This is a genomic window from Bradyrhizobium sp. RDM12, assembly GCF_051917485.1.
GTDB lineage: Bacteria > Pseudomonadota > Alphaproteobacteria > Rhizobiales > Xanthobacteraceae > Bradyrhizobium.
The window spans coordinates 5,829,698-5,846,311 of the sequence record NZ_CM133064.1 but is presented as its reverse complement, the minus strand read 5'-3'; the positions used below and the strand labels follow the sequence as shown (position 1 = coordinate 5,846,311).

The 16,614-nt window shown below is 64.6% G+C and carries 16 protein-coding genes and 1 pseudogene; 11 read left to right on the top strand and 6 right to left on the bottom strand.

Annotated features, from left to right (window positions below):
* Window positions 1–91 precede the first annotated feature (91 nt).
* Together ACTGJ9_RS28755 and ACTGJ9_RS28750 are read left to right on the top strand one after the other, a co-directional pair.
* The gene (locus tag ACTGJ9_RS28755; protein ID WP_456678660.1) at window positions 92–1,576 is read left to right on the top strand and encodes an aldehyde dehydrogenase family protein; all 1,485 of its coding nucleotides are present in this window, start codon (window positions 92–94) and stop codon (window positions 1,574–1,576) included.
* A 189-nt stretch (window positions 1,577–1,765) separates the two neighbouring features.
* Window positions 1,766–2,029, top strand: coding sequence for a hypothetical protein (locus ACTGJ9_RS28750; RefSeq protein WP_456673817.1), 264 nt, complete (start codon window positions 1,766–1,768; stop codon window positions 2,027–2,029).
* Between the two features lie 8 nt (window positions 2,030–2,037).
* Here the strand turns inward: ACTGJ9_RS28750 and ACTGJ9_RS28745 are convergent, their stop codons facing one another.
* The 3 genes from ACTGJ9_RS28745 to ACTGJ9_RS28735 all read right to left on the bottom strand — a co-directional run bounded on the left by ACTGJ9_RS28745 (window position 2,038) and on the right by ACTGJ9_RS28735 (window position 4,054).
* Window positions 2,038–2,829: a COG4705 family protein gene (locus tag ACTGJ9_RS28745; RefSeq protein WP_456673816.1), complete on the bottom strand. Its 792-nt coding sequence runs from the start codon at window positions 2,827–2,829 to the stop codon at window positions 2,038–2,040.
* Between the two features lie 15 nt (window positions 2,830–2,844).
* Window positions 2,845–3,183, bottom strand: coding sequence for a hypothetical protein (locus ACTGJ9_RS28740; protein ID WP_456678659.1), 339 nt, complete (start codon window positions 3,181–3,183; stop codon window positions 2,845–2,847).
* Window positions 3,184–3,304: 121 nt separating this feature from the next.
* Window positions 3,305–4,054, bottom strand: a complete 750-nt coding sequence (locus tag ACTGJ9_RS28735) for a COG4705 family protein (RefSeq protein ID WP_456673815.1) — start codon at window positions 4,052–4,054, stop codon at window positions 3,305–3,307.
* 226 nt (window positions 4,055–4,280) lie between these two features.
* Between ACTGJ9_RS28735 and ACTGJ9_RS28730 the strand changes: the two genes are divergently transcribed.
* The 3 genes from ACTGJ9_RS28730 to ACTGJ9_RS28720 all read left to right on the top strand — a co-directional run bounded on the left by ACTGJ9_RS28730 (window position 4,281) and on the right by ACTGJ9_RS28720 (window position 6,231).
* On the top strand, window positions 4,281–4,943 hold the full coding sequence (locus ACTGJ9_RS28730; protein WP_456673814.1) for a response regulator transcription factor: 663 nt from the start codon (window positions 4,281–4,283) through the stop codon (window positions 4,941–4,943).
* The gene (locus ACTGJ9_RS28725) at window positions 4,940–5,143 is read left to right on the top strand and encodes a hypothetical protein (RefSeq protein ID WP_456673813.1); all 204 of its coding nucleotides are present in this window, start codon (window positions 4,940–4,942) and stop codon (window positions 5,141–5,143) included. The genes ACTGJ9_RS28730 and ACTGJ9_RS28725 overlap by 4 nt, the downstream gene beginning before the upstream one ends.
* Window positions 5,144–5,373: 230 nt before the next feature.
* Complete coding sequence (locus tag ACTGJ9_RS28720) at window positions 5,374–6,231, top strand: ATP-binding protein (protein ID WP_456673812.1); 858 nt, start codon at window positions 5,374–5,376, stop codon at window positions 6,229–6,231.
* A gap of 3 nt (window positions 6,232–6,234) precedes the next feature.
* On the opposite strand, the gene ACTGJ9_RS28715 is transcribed toward ACTGJ9_RS28720, so the two are convergent.
* Window positions 6,235–7,131 carry an alpha/beta hydrolase family protein gene (locus ACTGJ9_RS28715; protein WP_456673811.1) on the bottom strand — a complete coding sequence of 299 codons (897 nt, stop codon included), beginning with the start codon at window positions 7,129–7,131 and terminating at the stop codon, window positions 6,235–6,237.
* Window positions 7,132–7,312: 181 nt separating this feature from the next.
* Between ACTGJ9_RS28715 and ACTGJ9_RS28710 the strand changes: the two genes are divergently transcribed.
* From ACTGJ9_RS28710 to ACTGJ9_RS28700, 3 genes are all read left to right on the top strand, one after another.
* Window positions 7,313–8,701, top strand: a complete 1,389-nt coding sequence (locus ACTGJ9_RS28710; RefSeq protein ID WP_456673810.1) for a class II 3-deoxy-7-phosphoheptulonate synthase — start codon at window positions 7,313–7,315, stop codon at window positions 8,699–8,701.
* Between the two features lie 4 nt (window positions 8,702–8,705).
* A complete protein-coding gene (locus ACTGJ9_RS28705) occupies window positions 8,706–9,059 on the top strand; it encodes a diacylglycerol kinase (RefSeq protein ID WP_354033854.1) in 354 nt (117 codons plus the stop codon).
* A 214-nt stretch (window positions 9,060–9,273) separates the two neighbouring features.
* A complete protein-coding gene (locus ACTGJ9_RS28700; RefSeq protein ID WP_456673809.1) occupies window positions 9,274–11,031 on the top strand; it encodes an NAD+ synthase in 1,758 nt (585 codons plus the stop codon).
* A gap of 126 nt (window positions 11,032–11,157) precedes the next feature.
* Here ACTGJ9_RS28700 and ACTGJ9_RS28695 read toward each other — a convergent pair.
* Window positions 11,158–12,344, bottom strand: a pseudogene (locus tag ACTGJ9_RS28695) (DUF2865 domain-containing protein).
* Between the two features lie 130 nt (window positions 12,345–12,474).
* On the bottom strand, window positions 12,475–12,780 hold the full coding sequence (locus ACTGJ9_RS28690) for a hypothetical protein (protein ID WP_456673808.1): 306 nt from the start codon (window positions 12,778–12,780) through the stop codon (window positions 12,475–12,477).
* A 290-nt stretch (window positions 12,781–13,070) separates the two neighbouring features.
* Here ACTGJ9_RS28690 and cysS point away from each other — a divergent pair, with 290 nt between their 5' ends.
* Genes cysS through cimA form a run of 3 tightly spaced genes read left to right on the top strand, consistent with a single transcriptional unit; the run spans window position 13,071 to window position 16,572 of the window.
* Window positions 13,071–14,468 (top strand): cysteine--tRNA ligase, encoded by a 1,398-nt coding sequence (gene cysS / locus ACTGJ9_RS28685; RefSeq protein WP_456673807.1) that lies wholly within the window; start codon window positions 13,071–13,073, stop codon window positions 14,466–14,468.
* The gene (locus tag ACTGJ9_RS28680) at window positions 14,468–14,977 is read left to right on the top strand and encodes a GNAT family N-acetyltransferase (RefSeq protein ID WP_456673806.1); all 510 of its coding nucleotides are present in this window, start codon (window positions 14,468–14,470) and stop codon (window positions 14,975–14,977) included. The genes cysS and ACTGJ9_RS28680 overlap by 1 nt, the downstream gene beginning before the upstream one ends.
* On the top strand, window positions 14,974–16,572 hold the full coding sequence (cimA, locus tag ACTGJ9_RS28675) for a citramalate synthase (RefSeq protein WP_456673805.1): 1,599 nt from the start codon (window positions 14,974–14,976) through the stop codon (window positions 16,570–16,572). The genes ACTGJ9_RS28680 and cimA overlap by 4 nt, the downstream gene beginning before the upstream one ends.
* Window positions 16,573–16,614: the final 42 nt, after the last annotated feature.

The window sequence follows — 16,614 nt, the reverse complement described above, 5'->3', positions numbered from 1 at the left end:
TTCATATGTGAAGCGTCCATCGGTACATCATATCATATTTACTACGGCTGCCGAGCACCTATTCTTGCACACCAGAACAGGAGCAAATATGATGTCTGTTGCATATGACTTTGCCCACTCCCCGGCCAGCGAGTTTATGTCCCGGCCGCAGCATCTGCTCATCGATGGCCGCCGCGTCCCCGCGAGCTCCGGCCGCACCTTCAAATCCCTCAATCCCGCCACCGGGCGGGTCATCGCGACCATCGCCGAGGGCAATGAAGCCGATGTCGAGCATGCGGTGGCTGCCGCGCGCCGCGCGTTCGAAGGCGCGTGGCGCACGATGCGCGCCTCCGAGCGCGGCCAGATTTTGTTGCGCTGGGCGGATCTGCTCAAGCAGCACTCGGAAGAAATCATCGAGCTCGAATCGATCGATGCCGGCAAGCCGATCTCTGCGACGATGCGCCAGGATTTTCCGGCTGCCGTCGACACGCTGATCTATTACGCGGGCTGGGCCGACAAGATCAGCGGCGACGTCGTGCCGGTGCGCGACGATGCCTTGACCTACACCGTGCGCGAGCCGGTCGGCGTGGTCGCGGCGATCGTGCCGTGGAATTTCCCGCTGATGATCGGCATGTGGAAGCTCGCGCCTGCGCTGGCCTGCGGCTGCACCATCGTGATGAAGCCGGCCGAATTGACGTCGCTGTCGGCGCTGCGCATTGCAGAGCTCGCGCTCGAAGCGGGCCTGCCGGCGGGCGTCTTCAACGTCGTCACCGGTCCCGGACGTGTCGTTGGTGACGCGCTGGTCAATCACCCCGATGTCGACAAGGTCACCTTCACTGGCTCGCCCGGCGTCGGCCGTGGAATCATGAAGGGCGCGGCCGGCAACTTCAAGCGCGTCTCGCTCGAGCTCGGCGGCAAGTCGGCCAATGTCATTTTCGACGATGCGGACCTGGAGGCTGCGTCCAAGGCTGCCGCCTCCGGCATCTTCTTCAACGCCGGCCAGGTCTGCTCGGCCGGCTCCCGCGTGCTGGTGCAGGAGAAGGCCTATGACGAGGTGGTCGAGCGTCTCGCCGCGCGCGCGAAGTCGATCAGAATTGGCGATCCGCTTGACCGCAAGACGGCGCTCGGTCCTGTGATCTCCGAGAAGCAGATGAAGTCGATCCTCGACTATGTCGGCATCGGAAAGGCAGAGGGCGCGACCCTCGTCACCGGTGGCGAGAAGGTCGGTGATCGCGGCTACTTCATCAGCCCTGCGGTGTTCGCGGATGTCGAACACGAGATGCGAATCTCGCAGGAGGAAATCTTCGGTCCGGTCGTCAGCGTCATCAAGTTCAGGGACGAGGCCGATGCTTTACGTATCGCTAACGGCACGGCCTACAGCCTCGCCGCCGGCGTCTGGAGCCGCGATATCGGCAAGCTGCAGCGCTTCGCCAAGCGGGCGCGCGCGGGCACCGTCTGGATGAACACCTTTGGCTACACCGACGTGCGCCTGCCCTGGGGCGGCGAGCGCGATTCCGGCCTCGGCCGCGAGCACGGCACGGCCGCGATCGACAATTTCACCGAGCCGAAGGCTGTCTGGATGAACTTGGCCGTCTGATACCTCCCGAGCGGCCAATCCTGGAGCCCGCCTGGCCTATCCCGTCAGGCGCGCTCTCTTTTTCGGGATCGATAAGATTGTCGACAATCCGCTCACGCGCGGCAAACGCTGCGGACAAGAACCGAAACGGCTTAAACCTCCGCTTTGGAACCGACGTGCATCCTGCCTGCAAAAGCTTGGGGCATCAGCATGTCTATTTTCAAGGAGATCGTCGCTGCCGTCGCGGGAGTCTACGCGCTGCTGTTCGTCTGCGACGCCTTGTTTGGCGTCGGCGAGGCACGCTTCGACGACGCCTATTACAGCGCCAGCTTCTATGCGCCGAAGCCGAAGGAATTCCGTTTTGCCAGCGACACGCCGCCCGCGACCCGCGTCAGCGAAGCCTTCGCGCAGTTCTCGGCGAGCGAGGCCAAGCCGAACAAGCGCTACTCGTCGCTGACGACGATCATCCGGTAATTGATTTCTCAGGTTTGCTCCGCTGTTCGACTATCGCCTGGATGCTGTCCCGCGCGCTGCGGGATCAGCAGCAGGCAGACCACCATGAGCGCCGCGATCGCGGCCGAGGCCAGCGGCCGGCTCAGCGCGAGGCCGCCATGATCGAGCGGCTTGTCGAGGAAGTCGCCGACGGTCGCACCCAGCGGTCGCGTCAGGATGAAGGCGACCCAGAACAATGTGACGCGTGAGGCGCGCGTCCAGAAATAGAGTGCGGCGATGAGGGCAAGCCCGGCTGCGAAGATCAGGGCGCCGCCGCGATAGCCCATGTCGCCGGTATCAGCGATCCAATCGCCGAGCGCGGTGCCGAGCGTCTGCGAGAAGGTGATCGCGCCCCAATAGAAGGCCTCCACCCGCGGCGTGCTGACGCTATTGACCGAGATCGTTCCCTCGGTGCGATACCAGAGGCCGAGCACCAGCACGAGGCAAGTGAGAAGGAGCGTCGAGCCGCCGGTGTAGCCGATGCCGAGCGAGCGGTCGGCGAAGTCGGCCATCGTGGTACCGAAGGTGGTCGAGGCCACGATGGTCGCCCAGTAAAGCGATGGATGGAATTTGCGCGCGCGGATTTGTGCGGCGACCAGGACGATCATCGCAGCCAGGAACAGGCACGTGCCCGCGAGATAACCCCAGTTCAGCGTCATTGTGACGGTGTCGCCGCCGGTCTCGCCCAGAGTCGTGGCGGCGATCTTGATGATCCAGAAGCCGAGTGTGACTTCAGGGACCTTGCTCTCGCTGACGAGGTTGCTCTTTGCGTAATCTTGCATGGTGTCCTCGTTGTCTCAGGCCCTGGCGACGCTATCCATGACCGCGAGCAGATCGGCGATCGCCTGCTTGCATTTTGCAGCGTCCGGCGTGCCCGCGCGCAACGCCTCCAGCGCGCGATCGATCGCCTTGTCGACCGTGTGCCAGTCGGCCGCCGCGCGCGGCTTTAATCCGGCTTCGGCTTCATCCCATTTGGTCTCGAGATCCTTGATCCTGGTCTTGGCACCCGGCAGGTCGCCCTTGTCGACCAGTGCGGCGACATCGACGACGATGCCGCGGAACGGCGTGAGATCGCCGAGCTTGGCTGTCGCGGCCTCCGCGAGCGGCACGAATGTGATGTGCTGGGTTGCGTGCATGTTTGGTTCGCCGGAGAAGGTTGTCACGAGGCAAACGGCGATGGCGGGGATGAGTTTCATCGTATGTCTCTCCTGGTGTGACTCCTGCGTCCGCGCAGGATGCGTTGAAGCTGTGATTGGGTTATTGCGCCGGGCCGGCGCGGCGCGCGCCGTCGCCTTCGAACGTCACCCAGGCAACGAGGCCGACGATCACGGTGAGGAAGGCGATGCTGGTCTGGATCGTGCCGAGGCCTACGCCGCCATACTCGCGCGATTGTGACAGCAGATCGCCGAGCGAGGCGCCGAGCGGGCGGGTAAGGATGTAGGCGAACCAGAAGGTGAGGACGGGATTGGCGCCTATAGTGTAGGAGAGGGCCACTGCCACGATCAGTGCGCCGAATGTGACGACGCCGAGCTGGAAGCCGAGGCCGAGCGCTTCGGTGGCGAGGTCGCCGGCGGCGGTGCCCAGCGCGAAGGTGAACAGGATCGCGGTCCAGTAGAACAGCTCGCGCCGCGTCGTGACGATGCTGCGGATCGACAGCGTGCGCTCGACGCCGAACCAGATCGCGAAGGTTGCCGCGAGTGCGCAGGCGAAGGCGGCGGTGCTGAAATAAAGGCTGATCTCGAGCTTGTCTGTCAGGAGGTCGGTGAGTTGCGTGCCGACGATGCTGACGAGGACGACGGTGAGCCAGTAGATCCAGGGCACATAAGCGCGTCGGCCCAGTTGCAGCAGCAGCGCGGCGGCCAGCAGGCCGGACATGCAGATCGCGGTCAGGCTGGCGCCAAGGCCGACATGCACCGCGAGATAGTCGGCGCCGGTCTCGCCGACCGTGGTCGAAAGGATCTTGATGGCCCAGAAGATCGCGGTGACCTCCGGAACCTTGTTCAGCATCCGTCTTGCGCCAAAGCCTGAATATTGCGACACGCCCAAATCTCCCAAAGCCGAAGCGATGCCGGAGCGTCGCGCAGGGGACTTAGCGCCGGCTTAGGGATGCGAAATTTCCGGGCGCGCGGCCCTCGCTGCAATTTGGGCCTGCCGGCGCTTGCTAACTCTGCGCTAAGTCGGAATGGCCATGATCTTGACGCCCGGATGGCCGGCTGTTTTTGAGGATCGATTGTTGCGGGTTCTGCTGATCGAGGACGACAGGATGGTCGGAGCGGCGATCGAGCAGGCGCTGAAGGATGCCGCCTACGCGGTCGACTGGGTCAGGGACGGCGAGACCGCGCTGCTTGCCGTGGCAACCGAATCCTACGAGGTGCTGCTGCTCGATCTCGGTCTGCCGAATACCGATGGCCGTGATATCCTGCGGCAGCTGCGTTCTGACGGCCGCAAGCTCCCCGTCATCATCGTGACGGCGCGCGATGCTCTCGACGACAGGATCGCAGGGCTCGATCTCGGCGCGGACGATTATCTCGTGAAGCCGTTCGAAATCCGCGAACTGCTGGCGCGGATGCGGGCGGTGCTTCGTCGCGAAGGCAGCGGTGCGCCCGCTGTGGTTGGCAACGGCAAGCTCAGTCTCGATCCTGCGACCCGCGAGGCCTCGCTCAGTGGCCAGACGTCGATTCTGACCGCGCGCGAGTTCGCGCTGCTCCAGGCCCTGCTGACGCGGCCCGGGACGATCCTGTCGCGGAGCGAACTCGAGCGGCAGCTTTACGGCTGGAACGAGGAGGTCGAAAGCAATGCGGTCGAATTCCTGATCCACACGATCCGGAAGAAGCTCGGCACGGAGGCGATTCGTAACGTGCGCGGGATGAGATGGATGGTGGATCGGGGGTCATGACCAAGTCGTTGCGCGGCCGGCTGTTCATCAGCTTGACGACGATTGTCCTGCTGACGGATCTTGTGGGGGGCTTGTTTGCGCACGGGTGGGCATTCGACGAAGCCATCGAAACCCAGGACTCCGTCCTGACCCAGATTGCAGGTCTCGTTCAGAGCGGTGGTCTCTCCACGGGGTCGATGAGGATTCCGAAGTCTGGCTGATGGAACTGGGCAAGGCGCCGCAAGGCACGCCCGAGCAGCGCCAGCTGTGGCGGCTTCAGGACGGGATGCGCGACGCGACGCGAAAGGGAAAGCCGATCCGCATGGTGCTGCGGACGCGGTCCGACGGCAGTCGCTTTGCGGTGGCGCAGAGCACGGGCGTTCGTGATGAGATCGCGGGCGACATGGCGTTCCGCACGGTACTTCCGATCGCAGCACTGATTCCCTGCCTGATGCTGGTGATCGCCTTTGTCATCGCGAGATCGCTGCGCCCGATGGTGCGTCTGGCAGGCGAACTCGATGCCCGGCCCGCCGATGACATGACGGCGCTCCCGCTTCACGGCCTCCCGAGCGAACTCAACCCGTTCGTATCCTCGATCAACGGCCTGCTGCGTCGCGTGCACGACATGGTGGAGCAGCAGCGCAGGTTCATCGCCGATGCTGCGCATGAACTGCGGACGCCGCTCACCGCACTGAGCTTGCAGGCCGAAAATCTCGATCAAGTCGAACTGCCGCCGGCCGCGCGCGAGCGCCTTGCGGCGCTTCGGCAGGGCATGCGCCGCAGCAAGCATCTGTTGGAGCAGTTGCTGGCGCTGGCACGGCACGACGTAACGCCCTCCGATCGCGCCGAATGGCAGGTCGTGGAGCTCGATCGCGCGGCGAGAGGGGTGATCGCCGATCTGTTGCGGGAGGCGATCAACCGTGGGGTCGATCTTGGCTTCGCACGAGCCGAGTCTGTCGCGGTGCGCGGTGAGCCTGTCATGCTCGCCGCCATGATCCGCAATCTCATCGACAACGCGCTTCGGTTCACGCCGGAAGATGGCAGGATCGATGTAGCGATTTACCAGGACGACGCGACGGCCGTGCTTCAAATCGAGGACACCGGGCCCGGCGTTTCCCCCGACGAGATCAGCCGGATTTTTGAGCCGTTCTTCCGTGGTCAACGTCCGGAAGGCGATGGCGTCGGTCTCGGCCTCTCGATCGTGAAGCGGATCGTCGATCGGCTCGGTGGGACGATAGAAGCGGTGAACATGACGGAGGCGGGACGAACAGGGCTGCGCGTCGTCGTCAAACTGCCCGCAGCCGGCTGACGATCATTCCCCCTGAATCCATTCCGCCACCCCGCGCCACAGCATGTCGCGGTGCTCGGGGCGGAAGAAGCCGAAATGGCCGATCGCCTTGGCGCCGACTTCGGACGGCTTCACCGTCAGCACCTCCGGCTTGATCGCCGTGAAGCCGGATGCGAGCAACTCGACCGCTGGGCGCGTCGCCCAGGGATCGTCGGAGAAGCACAGCGCGCGCAGCTCGCCCCTGAATTTTGCGAAATTCGCCAGCTCCGGCAGTTTGGAATCGAACAGATAGCACGGGCTCGAGACCCAGTCCGCCCATTGCAGGAAGGCGCCCTTGGGCAGATCCTCGCCGATGCCGACCCAGCCCGGCGCGTAGCCGAGCGCGTGGACCAGCGGAACGCCGACGAAATTCATGAAGGCGAAGACGCGGTATTTCTCCGGTGACGTCATCAGCCGCCAGGTCGCGGCCTGCGAGGCCACGAAAGCGGCGCGCGCGATGTCGCTGTTGTTCGCGATCAACCCGAGCGCCTGGCCACCGAATGAATGGCCGAAATAGGCAAGGGGGAGCGTGTTGTAACGCTCGCGCATCCAGCTCACCGCGGCCGTGACGTCGAGCGCGGCCCAGTCCGACATCGAGGCCTTGAAGCCGACCAGCGATTTCGGCCGGTTGTAGCCGACCATTGCCGGCAGGCGGGAGCCGCCGATGCCGCGATAGTCGTAAGTGAGAACCGCGCAGCCGCGATGGGCGAGATAGGAGGCGAAGCCGCGATAGACTTTTCGCGGGACCGCGGTCGCCGAGTTGATCAGGACGGCATGGCGCTTGGCACCGCGCGGCAGGAACAGGGTGCCGGTCAGCGCATACCTGTCGGTCGCCGGGAAGCTGATCTCGTCGATGAAAACGTCGTCCAGTGCCGCGTCCATGGATGGAAACTGTCTTGCCGGTTTCCTCTGCCGCCCCTAGCAGATGCGAATTTGGCTTTGCCCGCAAAGGTTTGCATTGCGAAATGGATTTACAACTGGCGGTGTCGTGCCAGCCTGTGTATAAGGCGGCCCTCGCAACCCACAGATCAGGTTGCACTTTTTGCTTCACGGAGAGATTGCGATGTCCGAGCGGTGGACGCCCGAGTCCTGGCGCAGCAAGCCGGTGCTACAGGTGCCCGATTATCCCGACGCCAAGGCTTTGGCCGACGTCGAGGCGCAGCTTGCAACCTTTCCGCCGCTGGTATTTGCCGGCGAGGCGCGCAATCTGAAGAAGGCGCTGGCGCGCGTTGCTGCCGGCGACGCCTTCCTGCTGCAGGGCGGCGATTGCGCCGAGAGCTTTGCCGAGCACGGCGCCAACAACATCCGCGATTTCTTCCGCGTGCTGCTGCAGATGGCGGTGGTGCTGACCTATGCCGGCGCGGTGCCGGTGGTGAAGGTCGGTCGCATCGCCGGTCAGTTTGCAAAACCGCGCTCGTCGCCGACCGAGAAGATCGACGGCGTCGAGCTGCCGAGCTATCGCGGCGACATCGTCAACGACATCGCCTTCACCAGGGAAGCGCGCGTGCCGGATCCGCAGCGGCAGCTGATGGCCTATCGTCAATCGGCCGCGACGCTGAACCTGCTCCGCGCCTTCGCCACCGGCGGCTTCGCCAACCTCGGCAGCGTGCATCAATGGATGCTCGGCTTCCTCAAGGACAGCCCGCAGTCCCGCCGCTACAAGGAACTGGCCGATCGCATCTCGGACGCGCTCAATTTCATGCGCGCCTGCGGCCTCGATCTCGAAAGCCATCCCGAGTTGCGCGCCACCGACTTCTACACCAGCCACGAGGCGCTGCTGCTCGGCTACGAGCAGGCCATGACCCGCGTCGATTCCACGACCGGCGACTGGTACGCGACCTCGGGCCACATGATCTGGATCGGCGACCGCACCCGCCAGCTCGATCACGGCCACATCGAATATTTCCGCGGCATCAAGAATCCGATCGGGCTGAAATGCGGCCCGTCGCTCAAGCCGGACGAGTTGTTGAAGCTGATCGACGTGCTCAACCCCGACAACGAGCCGGGCCGGCTGACGCTGATCAACCGCTTCGGTTCCGACAAGGTCGCCGATCATCTGCCGGGCCTGATCCGCGCGGTGAAGCGCGAGGGCAGGGTGGTGGTCTGGTCGTGCGACCCCATGCACGGCAACACCATCACCTCCACGTCGGGCTACAAGACGCGGCCGTTCGACCGCGTGCTGTCGGAGGTGAAGTCGTTCTTCACGATCCACGCCGCGGAAGGCACGCACGCCGGCGGCGTGCATCTGGAGATGACCGGCCAGGACGTCACCGAATGTATCGGCGGCGCCCGCGCGATCACGGACGAGGATCTCAACGACCGCTACCACACGGTTTGCGATCCCCGCCTCAATGCCGAGCAATCCATCGACATGGCTTTCCTGGTCGCCGAATTGCTGAAGCAGGAACGCGTCGGCAAAGCCAGGCCGATGCCTTTTGCAGCGGGGCTCTAAATCCTTGCTGCGGATCTGGAAGGCCACGATCAACTCCCGCAACGGTCTGGCCTTTGCGTTCCGCTCGGAACAGGCTGTCCGCGAGGAGATCTTTGCGCTGCTCCTGTCGCTGCCGGTGGCTTGGTTCGTCGCCGCCAGCGCGACACGCGCGGTCGAGCTGGTCTGCTCGGTCGCCTTCGTACTGGTGGTCGAGTTGCTCAACACTGCGATCGAGAAGCTCGCCGATCGCCTGACCATGGATCACGACAAGCAGATCGGGCGGGTCAAGGACATGGGCTCGGCCGCAGTCGGCGTTGCGCTGCTGATGGCCGGTGCGTTCTGGATCATCGCGATCATCGAGCGTCTGGGTTTCCTCTAGCTCGCGGAGATGATCGATTGAGCGGCGGTGCCCGAAGCTCCTTCACCTCTCCCCAACGGGGAGAGGTCGATTTGCGTCTCGCGATGCGCAGCATCGCCGAGCGCAAATCGGGTGAGGGGGTTCAGGTCCCACGAGATACCGTAACCCCTCACCCGGATTGCATCTCCGATGCAATCCGACCTCTCCCTTCGGGAGAGGTGACGGAGAGCGCTAGATGACCGAACCTCTCAATGTATTCGCGGTCACGCTCGCCCAGCTCAATCCGACCATGGGCGACATCGAGGGCAATGCCGCGAAGGTTCGCTCGGCGCGCGCGCGAGCCATCGCCGATGGCGCCGATCTCGTGCTGTTTCCGGAATTGTTCATCGCCGGCTATCCGCCGGAAGATCTGGTGCAGAAGCCCGCCTTCCAGGCCGGCTGCCGTTCCACAATCGAAGCGCTCGCGCGCGAGACCGCCGACGGCGGCCCGGCGCTGCTGGTCGGCACGCCCTGGATCGAGGACGGCAAGCTCTACAACGCCTGCGCGCTGCTCGACGGCGGGCGCATCGCCGCGTTGCGCTTCAAATGCAATCTGCCGAATTACGGTGTGTTCGACGAGAAGCGGCTGTTTTCGCGCGGCCCCGCCGCCGGTCCCGTTACGGTGCGCGGCGTGCGCATCGGCGTGCCGATCTGCGAGGACATCTGGCTGGAGGAATCCGAGGACTACGAGAATGTGGTCGAGACGCTGGCCGAGACCGGCGCCGAGATCATTCTGGTCCCGAACGGCTCGCCCTATGGCCGCGACAAGAACGATGTGCGTCTGTCGGTGGCGGTCGCGCGGGTCACCGAGAGCGGCCTGCCTCTGGTCTATCTCAACCAGGTCTGCGGCCAGGACGAGCTCGTGTTCGACGGCGCGTCGTTCGCACTCAATGGCGATCTCTCGCTGGCCGCGCAACTACCTGCGTTCGCAGAGAGCATCACCACGCTGCGCTTCACCAGGACCGGCGGCGATTGGCGCTGCACTGGTCCGATTGCGGAGCAGCCCGAAGGCGACCACGCCGACTACGCCGCGTGCGTGCTGGGCTTGCGCGACTACGTCACCAAAAATGGCTTTCCCGGCGTGCTTCTCGGCATCTCAGGCGGCATCGATTCCGCACTCTGTGCGGCGATCGCGGTCGACGCACTCGGCGCCGATCAGGTGCACGGCGTGATGTTGCCGTATCGCTATACGGCGGCACACTCGATCGCCGACGCGGGCGAACTCGCCGGCCATCTCGGCATCCGCTACGAGGTGTTGCCGATCGCGGAGGCGGTGAATGGTTTCGAGACCATCCTGTCCGGCATCTTCAAGAACCTGCCGCCCGATATCACCGAGGAAAACCTTCAGGCCCGGACCCGCGGCACGTTGCTGATGGCGATCTCGAACAAGACCGGGCTGATGGTGGTGACGACAGGCAACAAGTCGGAAATGTCGGTCGGCTATTCCACGCTCTATGGCGACATGAACGGCGGCTTCAATCCGATCAAGGACATCTACAAGACGCAGGTGTTCCGTCTGGCGGCGCTGCGCAACGCATGGAAGCCCGACGACGCGCTCGGGCCCGCAGGCGAGGTGATCCCGCCCGATATCATCACGCGTCCCCCGACGGCGGAGCTGCGTGAGAACCAGACCGATCAGGACTCACTGCCGGCTTACGAGGTGCTCGATGCGATCCTGGAGCGTCTGGTCGAACGCGAGGAGCCGCTCGACCAGATCATCGCCGCGGGCTTCGACCGCGAGACGGTGACCCGCATCGATCATCTCCTCAACGTTGCCGAATACAAGCGCCGCCAGGCCGCGCCCGGCGTGAAGGTGACGCGGAAGAATTTCGGCCGCGACCGCCGCTATCCCATCACCAATCGTTTTCGCGACCGCGGCGAGGGATTGCCCGTGCCCGACGACACGTTGGTGTCGCGCGGCAGCACGGCGTCCATCGACGCGTTCGAGGGGTAGGCCATTCATTCCGCTGTCACCATCCGCGAAGGCGGATGATCCAGTATTCCGCGGCGGACATTGTGAAAGCCAACTGCTGCCGCAGCGTACTGGATGCCCGCCTTCGCGGAGCGCGGAGCCGGCAACCTACTTCTGCTGTTGCGGCAGGAAGCTCGGTCCGACCGAACGGATCGGCTTGTTCTCCGACGTGGTCGCGGTGCTCGCGTCCGCAGACGGTGCTGCGGCCGGGGCATTCGCCGTCACCGGCGCAGGTGTCGCACCCTTCTTGGCGTTCGCAGGCGTGCCCTTGGTGAGCTGCCGCTGCTGCATCTTCTTGGCGCTCTCTTCGGTGACGATGATGTCGCCCTGCTGCTCGACGGCCGCCTTGTCGTCGGCCGATTTCAGCGCGTCGGCCCAGCTCTGGCCCGCCGCCTTGCACGAGCAGGACGGGTTGAACTCGCTGCGGAATTTGAAGGCGGTCGGCAGCGCGGTGTAGGGCTGGCCGCTGATGGAGACCGCGGAGTTCATGTCCTCACCGGGATTGCGGTGGGCGTAGAGTACGGCTTCGGCTGCCGGGCACAGCGCCTTGCAGGTCCTCTCGTCATCGGGGAAGCGCGCCGGCACGGTCGCAAACGAGATCGGGAAATAGGCGCCGTCGCAGGTGCGCACGCAGACGGTGCGGTACGTGCCGGATTGCGGGCCGAGATCGGCGGGCGGAGCGCCTGGCGGATTGTTCGGATTATTGTTGCCGCCGAACAGATTGCTCAGGAAGTTGCCCCCTGCGGCTGCGCGGCATTGGCGTATTGCGGGCCGCAATTGTTTTGCGCGAGCGCAATCAGCACCGAGCGGCGCTGGCTGTCGCGTTCGGGGCTGCCGCCGGAACCGCCGCCGCGCAGGCGTTCGAGATTGCCGGTGATCTGGTCGAGATTGGCGCGCATCTGCTGGATCTGGGTGTTGACCGGACCGCATTGCGCCGACTGGCCGCTGAACAGCGAGAAGAAGCCGGAGGAATCGCAGCCCATGCGCTTGGCCTGCATGGTGACGCGGTCAAGCTCGGCCTGCTGGCGGGTCTGGGAATCCTGGTAGCGGCGGATCTGGTCGTCGCGCGCTGGATCGCCGCTCGCTCCACGGTCGAGCGCGGCGAGCTGCCCTTCCAGCCGCACGCACATCGGGTTCGGCCCGAGCCCGCCCTGGGCGGGCGGAGGCGGCGCTGCGCCGGGCGGGCCGGCCTGCGCAAAGGCATCAGTGGCGAGCGCGATCGCGCTCAGAAGCACGGTGCAGGCAAGGAGGGAGCGGGCACGGGACAGGGACAAAAATTCAGGCATATCCGCCATTCTAGCGAGGTCACAGCCCAGCGTGGTCTGGAGGGCCGAAGCGCGCCCTCCAATAGCCGCTTCCTGCGGCATCGTCACGTCGTTTCGGGGGCCGTAAACGGGTCCTAAGGTCCGCCAGTTCCGAGCGAATTCAACGCTGGCAGGTGATTGCGACATATTCGTCGCAATGGCCATGGGAGCAGTTTGCGCCGGATTTGGGGACGGAGCCGGTAATTTCGTCGGGATCGACCCGGCGGTAGGCCGATGCCTGTGCAAAGTCCCGTGACTGGCAGTAGGTGCGGGCGACCTGTGCGCCGCATTTCTCGCCCTTGGCCACGCACTGGTCGACGCCGTAGCCGTCGGCCTGGTTGGCGATGATGAAGACGCGGGTCTCGGCCAAAGCGCTGGTTGCCGCGAGAAGAGAGGCATAGGAGACGAGCGCGAACAAGGATCGCATGGATGCACCGGCGGCTTGGGGGACTTCCGAGTTCCAAATTAAACTCAAAAGGTTAAGGATGACGAACCATCAAGGCGGGGCGGACGCGCATTGCGGAGATAAGACGGCATTTTCGCGGCTCTCTTGACGAAAGGTGCCGTCGTGGCCCATATGTCGCCGCATGAACGGTCTCCTCGCCATCTGCATTATTTGCCGCGAGATTACGAGCTAGCGATCTGCTGGCTGGAGCCGTCTTTTCTCAACCACATTGAGAGCACTGGACGCCCGGCCAACAGCCGACGGGTGTCCATATGGAATTGCGTCTTTACGATACGCTGAGCCGGGAGAAGCGGCCGTTCGTGCCGCTCGATGCGAACAACGTCCGCATGTATGTCTGCGGACCGACCGTCTATGACTTCGCCCATATCGGCAATGCGCGGCCGGTGATCGTGTTCGACGTGCTGTTTCGGTTGCTTCGCCATCTCTATGGCGAGGCTCACGTCAAATATGTCCGCAACATCACCGACGTCGACGACAAGATCAATGACCGTGCCGCGCGGGATTTTCCCGGCCTGCCGCTGAACGAGGCGATCCGCAAGGTTACCGAGCAGACCGGCAAGCAATTTCACGCCGACGTCGACGCGCTGGGCGCGCTCCGGCCGAGCGTCGAGCCGCGCGCGACCGAACATATCGGCGAGATGCGCGAGATCATCGAAAAGCTCATTGCCGGCGGCTTTGCCTACGCTGCCGAGGACCACGTGCTGTTCTCGCCGCAGGCGATGAACGCGGCCAATAACGGGCTGCCGCGCTACGGCGCGTTGTCAAAGCGCTCACTCGACGAAATGATCGCCGGCGCGCGTGTCGATGTCGCGCCCTACAAAAAAGATCTGACCGACTTCGTGCTGTGGAAGCCGTCCAAGCCGGGCGAGCCGTCCTGGCCGTCGCCGGCCGGCATCGCCGCGCAGGGGCGCCCGGGCTGGCACATCGAATGCTCGGCCATGGCGTGGAAACATCTCGGCGAGCAGTTCGACATCCATGGCGGCGGTATCGATCTCGTGTTTCCGCATCACGAGAACGAGGTCGCGCAGACCTGCTGCGCCTTCCACCAGCAGCGCATGGCGAACTACTGGATGCACAACGGCTTCCTGCAGGTCGAGAGCGAGAAGATGTCGAAGAGCATCGGCAACTTCATCACCATCCACGAGCTGCTCGCGGACTGGCCGGGTGAGGTGCTGCGCCTCAACATGCTGAAGACGCACTACACCTCGCCGATCGACTGGACCATGAAGTCGCTGGAAGAGAGCGCCAAGACGCTCAACGACTGGTATCGCTTTGCGGCTGACGTCGCGCCGTCAGAGCCGGCGACATCCGTGGTCGAAGCCCTGCTCGACGATCTCAACACGCCGCAGGCGATCGCGGCGCTGCATGGTCTGCGCAATTCGTCCGACGCGGCCGGTCTTTCCGCGTCGCTGCGTCTGCTCGGTTTCCTGTCCGAGAGCGTGGCGCAATGGGAGAGCCGCAAGCGCCAGGCGAGCGGCGTCGACGCTGGCGAGATCGACCGCCTGATCGCGGAGCGCACGGCTGCACGGGCGCGAAAAGACTTCAGGGAATCCGACCGCATCCGTGACGAGCTTGCGGCCAAGGGCGTCGTGATCAGGGATGGCAAGGATGCCGACGGCAAGCCAGTGACGACCTGGGAGCTCGCGTGATGGCACAAGCGCACCCCAAGCCCGGCTTGCGGCCGTTCCTGCCCGATGACGTTCCGATGCTGGCCGCGATCTTCGCAGCCAGTATCGAGGAACTGACCGGCGACGACTACAATGAGGCGCAGCAGGAAGCCTGGATGGCGGCGGCCGAGACCGAGGAGTTCGGCAAGGGGCTCGCCTCCGACCTGACGCTGATCGCCACGCTGGACGGCTCGCCCGTCGGTTTCGCCTCTCTGCGCGGCAAGGACCACATCCGTATGCTCTACGTGCATCCAGCCGTGGCGGGGCAGGGCATTGCGACCATGCTGGTCGACGCGCTGGAAAAGCTCGCTGGCGGCCGTGGCGCGGAAAAATTGACGGTCGACGCCAGCGATACGGCGGAAGGCTTCTTCGCCAAGCGCGGTTATATCGCCATGCAGCGCAATAGCATCACCGTCAACAACGAGTGGCTCGCCAACACCACCATGCAGAAAACGTTCGGCACCGGACCCGCATCGGGAGCGCTGCAATGAGCAAGGAGCGTCTGTATCTCTTCGACACGACGCTGCGCGACGGTGCGCAGACCAACGGCGTCGATTTCACGCTGACCGACAAGCAGATCATTGCGGCGATGCTCGACGATCTCGGGATCGACTATGTCGAGGGCGGCTATCCCGGTGCCAATCCGCTCGACACCGAGTTTTTCGGCAGCAAGCCGAAGCTCAATCATGCGCGCTTCACCGCCTTCGGCATGACGCGGCGGGCAGGGCGCTCGGTCTCCAACGATCCCGGCGTCGCCGGGCTCCTGGAAGCGAAGGCGGACGCGATCTGCTTCGTGGCAAAATCCTCGGCGTATCAGGTGCGCGTCGCGCTGGAGACGACGAAAGAGGAAAACCTCGCCTCGATCCGCGACAGCGTCGCGGCCGCGAAGGCTGCCGGCCGCGAGGTCATGCTCGACTGTGAACATTTCTTCGACGGCTACAAGGAAGATGGGAATTTTGCGCTCGCCTGCGCCAGGGCGGCCTATGAGGCCGGCGCGCGCTGGGTGGTGTTGTGCGACACCAATGGCGGCACCATGCCGAACGAGGTCGAAGCCATCGTCACCGAAGTGACCAGGCACATCCCCGGCGACCATCTCGGCATCCACGCCCATAACGACACCGAGCAGGCGGTGGCCAATTCACTGGCCGCGGTGCGCGCCGGCGCGCGGCAGATCCAGGGCACGCTGAACGGACTCGGCGAGCGCTGCGGCAACGCCAACCTCTGCTCGCTGATTCCGACCTTGAAGCTGAAGCCGGAGTTCGCGGATGCCTTCGAGATCTCGGTCACGCCGGAGAAGCTCGCGACGCTGGTCAAGGTCTCGCGCACGCTCGACGACATGCTCAATCGCGTGCCGAACCGCCATGCCGCCTATGTCGGCGAGAGCGCCTTCGTCACCAAGACCGGCATTCACGCCTCCGCCGTGATGAAGGATCCGCAGACCTACGAGCATGTGCTGCCGGAGACGGTCGGCAATCACCGCAAGGTGCTGGTGTCCGACCAGGCCGGCCGCTCCAACGTGATGGCCGAGCTCGACCGCGCCGGCATTGCCTACGAGAAGAGCGATCCGAAGCTGACCCGGCTGGTCGAGGAGTTGAAGGAGCGCGAGGCGGCCGGCTACGCCTATGAATCCGCCAACGCCTCGTTCGATCTGCTGGCGCGCCGCACGCTCGGCAAGGTGCCGCATTATTTCGAGGTCGAGCAGTTCGACGTCAATGTCGAGCAGCGCTACAACGCCCTTGGCGAGCCCGTCACGGTGGCGTTGGCCGTGGTGAAGGTCGACGTCGCCGGCGAGCATCTGATCTCGGCAGCCGAGGGCAACGGCCCCGTCAACGCGCTCGACGTCGCGCTGCGCAAGGACCTCGGCAAGTATCAGAAGTACATCGAGGCCCTGACGCTGATCGATTACCGCGTGCGTATCCTCAACGGCGGCACCGGCGCGGTCACGCGCGTCCTGATCGAGAGCGAGGACGAGAACGGCGATCGCTGGACCACGGTCGGCGTGTCCCCGAACATCATCGACGCCTCGTTCCAGGCGCTGATGGATTCGGTGATCTACAAGCTCGTGAAGTCGGGCGCGCCGGCGTAGTGCACGGCGGCGCCACAAACGCCGTCATTGCGAGCGAAGCGA